Origin of the sequence: Streptomyces coacervatus, assembly GCF_029223485.1 — a bacterium.
In the GTDB taxonomy this organism is placed as follows: domain Bacteria; phylum Actinomycetota; class Actinomycetes; order Streptomycetales; family Streptomycetaceae; genus Streptomyces; species Streptomyces coacervatus.
Window position 1 is genome coordinate 849612 of record NZ_JARHTP010000001.1, and the last position, 9156, is coordinate 858767.

General features: G+C 71.5%; 12 protein-coding genes. 3 read left to right on the plus strand and 9 right to left on the minus strand.

The window, feature by feature from the left end; genetic code table 11:
- Window positions 1–164 precede the first annotated feature (164 nt).
- Both P2Q00_RS03745 and P2Q00_RS03750 read right to left on the minus strand, forming a co-directional pair.
- Window positions 165–494: a TfoX/Sxy family protein gene (locus P2Q00_RS03745; protein ID WP_275769390.1), complete on the minus strand. Its 330-nt coding sequence runs from the start codon at window positions 492–494 to the stop codon at window positions 165–167.
- 8 nt (window positions 495–502) lie between these two features.
- Window positions 503–973 carry an SRPBCC family protein gene (locus P2Q00_RS03750; protein WP_275769392.1) on the minus strand — a complete coding sequence of 157 codons (471 nt, stop codon included), beginning with the start codon at window positions 971–973 and terminating at the stop codon, window positions 503–505.
- 182 nt (window positions 974–1155) lie between these two features.
- Here P2Q00_RS03750 and P2Q00_RS03755 point away from each other — a divergent pair, with 182 nt between their 5' ends.
- Together P2Q00_RS03755 and P2Q00_RS03760 are read left to right on the plus strand one after the other, a co-directional pair.
- A complete protein-coding gene (locus P2Q00_RS03755; protein ID WP_275769394.1) occupies window positions 1156–1887 on the plus strand; it encodes a flavodoxin family protein in 732 nt (243 codons plus the stop codon).
- Window positions 1888–1989: 102 nt separating this feature from the next.
- A complete protein-coding gene (locus P2Q00_RS03760) occupies window positions 1990–2322 on the plus strand; it encodes a DUF2218 domain-containing protein (protein ID WP_275769397.1) in 333 nt (110 codons plus the stop codon).
- Between the two features lie 21 nt (window positions 2323–2343).
- On the opposite strand, the gene P2Q00_RS03765 is transcribed toward P2Q00_RS03760, so the two are convergent.
- The 3 genes from P2Q00_RS03765 to P2Q00_RS03775 all read right to left on the minus strand — a co-directional run bounded on the left by P2Q00_RS03765 (window position 2344) and on the right by P2Q00_RS03775 (window position 4212).
- Window positions 2344–2655, minus strand: coding sequence for an EthD family reductase (locus P2Q00_RS03765; RefSeq protein WP_275769400.1), 312 nt, complete (start codon window positions 2653–2655; stop codon window positions 2344–2346).
- Window positions 2652–3209 (minus strand): dihydrofolate reductase family protein, encoded by a 558-nt coding sequence (locus P2Q00_RS03770; protein WP_275769401.1) that lies wholly within the window; start codon window positions 3207–3209, stop codon window positions 2652–2654. The genes P2Q00_RS03765 and P2Q00_RS03770 overlap by 4 nt, the downstream gene beginning before the upstream one ends.
- A 64-nt stretch (window positions 3210–3273) precedes the next feature.
- Window positions 3274–4212, minus strand: coding sequence for a sigma-70 family RNA polymerase sigma factor (locus P2Q00_RS03775; RefSeq protein ID WP_275769403.1), 939 nt, complete (start codon window positions 4210–4212; stop codon window positions 3274–3276).
- A 35-nt stretch (window positions 4213–4247) separates the two neighbouring features.
- Between P2Q00_RS03775 and P2Q00_RS03780 the strand changes: the two genes are divergently transcribed.
- Window positions 4248–5078 (plus strand): DUF427 domain-containing protein, encoded by an 831-nt coding sequence (locus tag P2Q00_RS03780; protein WP_275769404.1) that lies wholly within the window; start codon window positions 4248–4250, stop codon window positions 5076–5078.
- Here the strand turns inward: P2Q00_RS03780 and P2Q00_RS03785 are convergent.
- Genes P2Q00_RS03785 through P2Q00_RS03800 form a run of 4 tightly spaced genes read right to left on the minus strand, consistent with a single transcriptional unit; the run spans window position 5041 to window position 8979 of the window.
- A complete protein-coding gene (locus P2Q00_RS03785) occupies window positions 5041–5577 on the minus strand; it encodes an NUDIX hydrolase family protein (RefSeq protein WP_275769407.1) in 537 nt (178 codons plus the stop codon). The genes P2Q00_RS03780 and P2Q00_RS03785 overlap by 38 nt on opposite strands.
- A gap of 15 nt (window positions 5578–5592) precedes the next feature.
- Window positions 5593–6723 carry an amidohydrolase family protein gene (locus P2Q00_RS03790; RefSeq protein WP_275769408.1) on the minus strand — a complete coding sequence of 377 codons (1131 nt, stop codon included), beginning with the start codon at window positions 6721–6723 and terminating at the stop codon, window positions 5593–5595.
- Window positions 6724–6725: 2 nt separating this feature from the next.
- Complete coding sequence (locus P2Q00_RS03795) at window positions 6726–8129, minus strand: glutamine synthetase family protein (protein WP_275769410.1); 1404 nt, start codon at window positions 8127–8129, stop codon at window positions 6726–6728.
- A gap of 40 nt (window positions 8130–8169) precedes the next feature.
- Window positions 8170–8979, minus strand: coding sequence for an SAM-dependent methyltransferase (locus P2Q00_RS03800; protein WP_275769412.1), 810 nt, complete (start codon window positions 8977–8979; stop codon window positions 8170–8172).
- Between the last annotated feature and the right edge of the window lie 177 nt (window positions 8980–9156).

Sequence of the window (9156 nt, forward strand, 5' to 3'; positions counted from 1 at the left end):
GGGCGCAAGGTAACACGGTGCCGTCTGGCGCCAGCAGGGAGGGCAGCCGGGCCGGTGAGGCCCAGGGCAACTGCAGGGCCGGCTGCCGCGGTTCGGGTGACCGTTATCCGGAAACCCGCACCGGTGAAGGCCGGCACTGAGCGCTCGTGAACGCACCCCCGCCCTCACTTGGGCGGCAGCCCCGCGGCGAAGGTGTACCCCTCGTCGATCCACTCGGCGAGCGCCTCGTCCTCGGTGAGGGCGGACGAGTCCACGACGACCCAGCCGCGCATCGGGCGGCCCGTCATGTCGAACAGCTGGGCACCCGGTCGGGCCAGTGCGGCGTCCGTCGCGTCGGGGCCGACGCGGACCATCAGGTCGTCGCCGCTCACACCGACGGCCATGTTCCCGTGCAGCAGGAAGGCGATGCCTCCGAACATGCGCTTCTCGGCCATGTCCGGATCGGCGCCCAGGTGCTGCCGGATCCGTTCGGCGAGTCCTTCGTCGTACGCCATGGGGCCCCTCAATCCGTGGGTTCCGGGTGTTCCGTTCGTTGCGTGAGTCTGCGCTCCAGGTCACGGAGGTCCTTGCGGAGGGAGGAGCGGACCTGGCGGGCCAGGAGCGGGGTTGCCGGCCGGTAGAAGCCGCCCGGGCCGCCCCGGACCCGGATGCGGGCGAGGGTACCGGTGGGGTCCGGGTCGAAGGAGTAGGTGACGTGCATGGGCATCGGGCCCGCCACCGACACCATGTCCAGCAGCCGCGGGAAGTCGTGCGCGGCCACACGCAGGACGTAGTCGATGCGCCGGCCGAGGAAGAACGCAGTCCGGGTGACCTCGGCCCCGATGCCGAAGCCGCCGCCGTCCGCCTCCCGGGTCAGCTCGGCCGTGCGAATGCCCTGGGTCCAGTCGGCGTCGTGGTGCCAGTCCATGGCGTACGCGGCCACCTGCTCGGGCGGCAGCGGGATCACACGCGCCACGGACACGTCGATCGTCATCCTTCCAGGATCCCCGGGCCGGGCTGCGGGCGCGCGGCGTACGCCGAGTCGATATGACGGGTGTCTTACGTCGTTGCGCCAGAGCAGGACAAAACGCCGCCCGGGCGAGACGCTGCTGCTGAGCCGCGGCTCGGACCGGCCCCGGCATCCGCCCCGGCGGTCCCGTGCGAAGGAGTGCGTCCATGACCGCATCGCCCCAGACCGACGACGCGTACCGCTTCGACGACCTGAGCGCCCTGTTCATCAACTGCACCCTCAAGCCGTCACCCCAGGTCAGCCACACCCAGGGGCTGATCGACAAGAGCGCGGAGATCATGATGTCGCGCGGGGTCACGACGTCCGAGGTCCGGGCCGTCGACCACGACCTCGCCCCCGGCGTCTACCCGGACATGACCGAGCACGGCTTCGCGACGGACGAGTGGCCCGCGCTGTACGAGCGGGTGATGGACGCGGACATCCTCGTCATCGCCGGGCCGATCTGGCTCGGGGACAACAGCTCGGTGACGAAGAAGGTGATCGAGCGGCTCTACAGCTGTTCGTCGCTGCTCAACTCCGAGGGACAGTACGCCTATTACGGCCGGGTCGGCGGCTGTCTGATCACCGGCAACGAGGACGGCGTGAAGCACTGCGCGATGAACGTCCTCTACAGCCTCCAGCACCTGGGCTACACCATCCCGCCGCAGGCCGACGCCGGCTGGATCGGAGCGGCGGGGCCCGGACCGTCGTATCTGGACCCCGGCTCGGGCGGCCCGGAGAACGACTTCACCAACCGCAACACCACGTTCATGACCTGGAACCTGATGCATCTGGCCGCCATGCTGAAGCGCGCCAAGGGCATCCCCGCTCACGGCAACCAGCGTTCCGAGTGGGACGCCGGCTGCCGCTTCGACGCGGAGAACCCCGAACACCGCTGAATCCATATCTTGCGGTGCCCGGCGGCGGACAACCGGAGCATCGGGGCCGACCCTCCGGCACCATCGACTCCAACCGACCCACCGCGAACCCGGGAGTACGCCATGCCCCGCTCCGAAGCCCGCGTCTCAACCGACCGCCCCCACCGCTACGCCAAGCAGCTCGCCTCCCACCTCGGCCGCCGCAGCCAGACCAGTTGGGACGAGGAGAGCGGGGAGGGCAGTCTCGTCTTCCAGAACGGGACGGGCTCCCTCACCGCGACCGAGGGAGCCCTGCTGCTCTCGGTGGAGACCGACGCCGACCACCTCGACCTGCTGGAGGACGTCGTCGGCCGCCACCTGGTCCGCTTCGGCACCAAGGACGAACTGGTCGTCGAATGGCACCGCGACACCGGCGCTCCCGGCACCACTCAGCGCAAGGCGGAGGACCAGGCGTGACCCCCATGACCAGGGACGGCGTCAGGCCTCGCCCACGGTGAAGACCATGCTGCGCACCGGCGCGAGCTCCTGCAGGCGCGCCGAGTCCTCGGCGCAGGCGCGGCCCTCGGGGGAGGCGAACGCGGCGCGCAGCTCCGCCATGGTGTCCCATTCCAGTTCGGCGACCAGGTGGCACGCATCGCCCCCGCGCACGGCCGTGGTCTCGCGGCCGACCGTGTACCGGCGCAGGCCGGGCAGCTTGCGGGCGAGTGGGAGGTGGATCTCGCGGTAGTGCCGGTCGAATGCCGTGGGGTCGGGCGGAGTCTCGTAGAGGACGAGGAAGCGTGCCGTCATCGCCCGGACCTCCGGTAGCACGTGAAGACGACCGCACCGGTCTGCTCCGCCGACTCGCACTCCAGGTGGACGGGCCGGCCGCCTGCGGGGAAGAGGTGGTCGCCGGTGCCGAGGATCGTGGGGAAGGTGATCAGGCGGTACTCGTCGACCAGGTCCTCCGCCATCAGGGTGTGGACGACGCTCAGGCTGCCGGCGACGACCACGTCGCGCCGCTCCTGCTTGACCGCGTCCACCAGGTCGCCGTCGAGGATCCGGGAGTTCGCCCAGGCCGAGACGTCGGTGAGGGTGCGGGTGGCGACGAGTTTCTGCGCGGCGTTCATGCGCGCGGAGAACGGGTCGTCGCGGCCCGGCCACAGCCGGGAGAACTGCTCCCAAGTGGTGCGACCCAGCAGCATGACCCCGTCGTCCAGGGCGGCCCCGAGCCGGAACTTGTCCCCGGCGACCGCCTCGGGGCCGTGCCGGAACATCCAGCCGCCCCCGGGTGTGCCCCCGCGGCCGTCCGGGTCGGTCACGATGCCGTCCAGAGTGGTGAATGCGATGACGATGACGCTCATGGCGATGTCCTCTCGGCCTGCTCGTTCGGTGGTCACCGGTATGTACCGGCGCCACCGCCCGGACTCATCGCGTGCCGTGAGATTCGTCGGAAGAAATCTCGTCAGGCAGGTCGAATGCCTCCAAGACCCGCGGGTCCGCGAACACCACGTTCCGTGCGACCCGCCCGCCGCCCACCGTGAACGCCTGCAGTGAGTGCAGCCGGTGCCCGCCGTCCTGCGTGGGCGCGTAGGCGGCAAGAGCGGGCTGTCCGCCCGCGGTGAGCTGCCGGGTGGCCCACCCCGTCCCGCGCAGCTCGAAGACCCGCTCCATGAACAGGCCGTAGTCGCGGCGGCCGCGGTACCACAGCGGCACCGGCGGCATCTCCAGCACGGCCGCGTCGGTCAGCAGCCGCACCAGTGCGGGGACGTCGGCCGCCTCGAAGGCGCGCGCGTACCGCTGCACGACCTCCCGCGCCTCGGCGTCGTCCGGCTCGGCAACCTCGCCCGGGTCGCCCATGTCCGCGACCGCCGCACGGGCCCGCTGCAGCGAGCTGTTGACGGCGGCGACCGTCGTCCCGAGCTGCTCGGCGACCTCGGCGGCGCTGAACTCCAGCACCTCCCGCAGCACCAGCACCGCCCGCTGCCGGGCCGGCAGCACCTGCATCGCCGCCACCAGCGCCAGCCGCAGATCGGCCCGCACCTCGACGTCGTAGCGCGCATCGGGGAACGGCTGCAGCCACGGGATGTCGAAGGCCGGCGTGAGCGGCGCCCCCGGGTCCTCGCTCGGCGCACCCAGCCCCGACGGCAGTGGCCGCCGCGCCCGCCCCTCCAGCGCGGTCAGGCACACATTGGTCGCGATCCGATACAGCCAGGTCCGCACCGCCGCGCGCGAGGCGTCGTAGCGGTCCCGGGCCTTCCACACGCGCAGCATCGTCTCCTGCACCAGGTCCTCGGCCTCGTGGAACGAGCCCGACATCCGATAGCAGTACGCGACCAGTTCGCTCCGGTACGGCTCAAGGTCCATGGGGTTCATCATGGACCGAGGAAAGGAGAGCGGTCATGAGTGCACTCCCCACCGAACGGTCCCTCCGCTCCACTCCCGAAGGCCTGCTGTGGGAGCCCAGCGAGCGCTGGGTGCGCGGCCGCAAGGGCGACATCACCGTCGTCGACAGCCGCCGCCCCGTCCTCGTCTGGGAGCCCGCGCTGCCCGTACCGCAGTACGCCTTCCCGCGAGGCGACGTACGTGAGGACCTCCTGCGCCCCGCGAAGAACCCGCGCACGGGATCCCACACCGGATCGAAGATCTTCTACGACCTCGAAGCCGACGGCGAGCTGCTGGAGAACGCCGCCTGGACCTTCCCGGCCGCCGACCTGGCCGAATACATCGCCTTCGAGTGGTTCCGGCGCAGCGGCAGGGGCCTGGACCACTGGTACGAGGAGGAGGAAGAGATCTTCATCCACCCCCGCGACCCGCACAAGCGGGTGGATGCCATCCCGAGCAGCCGGCACGTCCAGGTCTCGGTCGACGGCATGCTCGTCGCCGACACCCACCGGCCCGTGCTGCTCTTCGAGACCGGTCTGCCCACCCGCTACTACATTCCGTCCGAGGACGTCCGCCTCGACCTGCTCGAATCCACCGACCACCACACCGGCTGCCCCTACAAGGGCACGGCGCAGTACTGGTCGTGGCGCGGCGAGGCCGATGTGCCGCCGAACCTCGTCTGGAGCTACCCGGAGCCGCTGCCCGCCGTGGGCCCGATCAGGGATCTCCTCGCGTTCTACAACGAGGTCGTCGACATCACCGTGGACGGGGAGCGGGTGGAGCGCCCCGTCACACCGTTCAGCGCGATGCTCAGACCGAGCAGCCGACGTGGGCGAGAGCCTGCCTGAGCAGCACCCCGTGCCCGCCCGGCATCTCGCTCTGCACCGTCTCCGAGACGGCCTCCTGCGGGCTGAACCACACCAGGTCCAGGGCGTCCTGCCGGGGCCGGCAGTCGCCCGTGACCGGGACGACGTAGGCCAGGGACACCGCGTGCTGGCGCGGGTCGTGGTACGGCGTGACGCCGTGCGTCGGGAAGTACTCCGCGACGGTGAACGGCTGCAGCGAGGCCGGGATCCGGGGCAGTGCCACCGGGCCGAGGTCCTTCTCCAGGTGGCGCAGCAGGGCGTCCCGGACCCGCTCGTGGTGCAGTACCCGGCCGGAGACCAGGGTCCGGCTGACCGTCCCGTCCGGGCCGATGCGCAGCAGCAGGCCGACGCTGGTGACTTCGCCGCTGTCGTCGACGCGCACGGGCACGGCCTCGACGTACAGGATCGGCATACGGGCGCGTGCCAGCTCGAGGTCGTCGGGGCTCAGCCAGCCCGGCGTGGTTTCGGTCATGTCAGACATTGCTTGATCATACTTTCAGGAGGGGCCGGAAAAGCGGTAGACCCGGCGCGCATTGTGTGCTCCCGCCCACTCGGCGATCCGTAGCGCGTCGGACAGGCTCAGTTCGTCGGCGTCCACCCGGTCCTGCAGCAGACCGGCCAGACCGCGGCGGAAGGCGAGCGCGCCCAGACGGTAGAACTCGGCCACACCGTACGCGTCGGAGCTGTACAGCAGCTTGCGGAACGGCGTGATCTCCAGGGCCTCCTCCAGGACGGCCCGGGCGCGCGCCGGGCCGACGTAGTGGAGGGTGAGGCCCACGTCCAGGTACACGTGCTCGAACACCGCGGCCAGATAGGCGGCCTGGCGCTGGTACGGCCAGCAGTGCAGCAGCAGCACCGGGATGGTGCCGGTGGTCAGGTGCAGCCAGTCGGTGAGGTGGGTCGGGTCGACGCGGTGCAGGCGGATGTCGTTGTCGCCGAAGCCGGTGTGGAGCTGGAGGGGGAGGCCGAGGTCGACCGCGGTCCACAGCAGGTGGCGTACGAGAACGGGGTCGTCCAGGCGGCCGCCCCGTGTGAGCCAGTGCCGGGCCGCCTCGGTGACCTCCGCGTCCGAGGGGCGGGCCGGGTCCAGGTCGAAGCCGGTGCGGTACGCGGCCACGGACTTCACCGCCACCACGCCCGGCCGCTGCACGGCCTCCAGCGCGGCCGCCTGGAAGGCGTCGCCGTAGTCGTCGGGCTCCACTCCCTTCGCCGCCACCGTCTCGGCCACGCCCTCCAGCCGTACGACCTCGTACGCTGTCGCGCCCGCGGTCTCGGCGAGTTCCGGGGGAGTGGTGAGGCGGTCCGGCGCGTACCCGGTGTCCACGCAGAACGTGCCGGTGCCCGAGGCGGTGAGGAGGCGGCGGTGCACCTCGTTGTGGCCCAACTCGGCCCGCCGGGCCAGGTATTGATCGGGCGGCGCGTGGCGCGGCAGGTCCAGCAGTGGGGCGCAGTGGCGGCGGATCGCCACGCCGACGGGGCTGTCGAAGGACGAGATTCCGGGCCAGGCCGCGCCCTCGGTGATCAGCTCCTCGAAGCCCTCCCGGGTCAGGTCGGCGGTGACCACGCCGTGGCAGTGGTGGTCCACCAACTCCAGTGCGTCGAGCGCCTCTTGGACGGGGCCGCCCATGGTCAGTACTTCCAGCGGTAGGCCGCCGCCACCCGCTCGTCGTCCAGTCCGTCGACCGCGGCGATCTCCCCTTGTCGTACGGCGATCACGGCGTCCGCGAGGACCGGGCCGAGCGCGGCTCGCAGCAGTTCGTCCTTGCGGAACTCCTCGACGGACTCGCTCAGGGAGACCGGCAGGCGGCGCACGCCCCGGGCTGCCGCATCCGCGGGTTCCAGGCGGGCCGGATCGCCGGTGATCTCCTCGGGCAGGGGCGTGGACGATGTCAGGCCGTCGAGCCCGGCCGTGATGAGACAGGCGAGGGCGAGATAGGGGTTGGCGGCCAGGTCGACCGGCTTGACCTCCAGGTTGGCGGCCTGGTCGCGCAGGCCTGCCGTGCCCGTGACGATCCGCACCGCGGCCTCGCGGGTCTCGCGGCCCCATGCGGTGAACACCCCTGCCCACTGGGAGGGTTTGAGCCGCAGATAGCTGGCCGGACTGGGTGCGGTCACGGCCGTGAGGGCAGGGAGGCGGGCGAGCACACCGGCCGCGAACGACTCCGCGTCGGCCGTCATGCCGTACCGGGCCTCGCCCCCGGAGTGCAGATTGACGCCGTCGCGCCAGGCGGAGAGGTGGACGTGGCCGCCGTTGCCGACGCCCTGTGCGAAGACCGCGGGGGCGAAGGAGACCACCAGCCCGTGGCGCTGGGCCACCGCCCGGATCGTCTGCCGCACCAGCACGCTCCGGTCGGCGGCCGCGACCGGGTCGAGGGCGCCCACCGAGATCTCGAACTGCCCGGCCGCGTACTCGGGATGGATCTGCTCGACGTCCACGCCCTGCGCGGCGAACGCGGCCAGCAGGTCGGCCGTGTAGTCGCTCAGTTCGACCTGGCGGGTGGCGCTGTACGCGGGCCCCGAGAGCGCGGGCACGAAGTCGCCGCCCTCCGCCGGGCCCTGCCCGACGGCCCACTCGATCTCGATGCCGGCCTTGAAGCTGAGGCCGTGCCGCTCGGCGGCCTCGGCGACGACGCGGCGCAGCACCGTGCGGCTGCACCCCGGATGCGGCTCGCCCTCCTGCGTGATCCGGTCCACCGGCGCCCACGCCCAGCCGGGCTGCCCGGCCAGGACGACGAGTTGGTCGAGGTCGGGGTAGAGGCGCAGATCGCCGTCCGGGGAACCCAGCACGTCGGTGGAGACGATGGAGTCGTTCGCCAGGAACGTGTCGAACACCGGTGACATACCGACGCCCCAGGCCGCCGCCGAGGCGAGCTTCGCGGTCGGGATCGTCTTCACCCGGCCGACGCCCGCGGTGTCGACGTAGGCCAGGACGACGCCGTGCACGCCCCGCCCGGTCAGCTCTTCGGTGAGCGCCCCGGCCCGCTCGACGTCACCTGGGCGCCCGCCGGGGATGGGATCGGCAAGGGTGGTCATACGTCCTCCTCGACGGGCTCGGCCCAACTGGTGCCGTACGTCAGGGTTTCACGGCCACCGCGCCGAACTGCGGTACCACGGCGGGCGATTCCGAGTCGGCGCGCCAGCGCGAGCATGACACCAGGCCCGGGTCGAGGAGATCCAGCCCGTCGAAGAACGCGGCGATGTCCGCGCCGCTGCGGGCGGTGATCGGCGGGGTGGCGTTCTCGTTCCAGAACTTCATCGCCGGGATCTGGCCCGCGCCGCCCAGGTCGTCGTCGAAGGTGGGGTGGGTGAGGACCAGGAAGCTGCCCGCGGGCATCGCCGCCATGACCCTCCGTACGATCTCCCGCGCCTTCTCCGTGTCCAGCACGAAGTTGAGGATGCCCAGCATCATCACCGCGACCGGCTCGGTGAAGTCGAGGGTCCGGGAGGCGCGTTCGAGGATGGCCTCGGGGTCGTGGACGTCGGCGTCGATGTAGTCGGTGACGCCCTCATGGGTGCCGGTCAGCAGGGTGCGGGCGTGGGCGAGGACGATGGGGTCGTTGTCGACGTAGACGATCCGTGCGTCGGGCGCGACCCGCTGGGCGATCTGGTGGGTGTTGTCCGCCGTCGGCAGCCCCGTGCCGATGTCCAGGAACTGCCGTATCCCGCGCTCCTCGGCCAGGAAGCGCACCGCACGGCCCAGGAACCAGCGGTCCGCGCGGGCGATCTCCCGGATGATCGGGAACATCCCGGCGACATGCTCGCCGACCTGCTGATCGACCTCGTAGTTGTCCTTGCCGCCGATCCAGTAGTTCCACACGCGCGCGTTGTGCGCCACACCGGTGTTCAGCCTCGCCGACCCGCCCGGGGTGTGGCTCTCACTCACGACTCTGCTCCTTCTGCGCACGCCTGCGGCCGTCGCCGCCATTGTGCCGCCCGGTGATCACCCTGTCCCGGGAATGGGCCGATCAGGTGTGCGGGGTCTGTCCGGTTGAGCCGGACCATGCCGTACGGCAACTCGAACGCTCCGCCCGGCATGCCCGCCCACCCCCCCAAGGGGAAA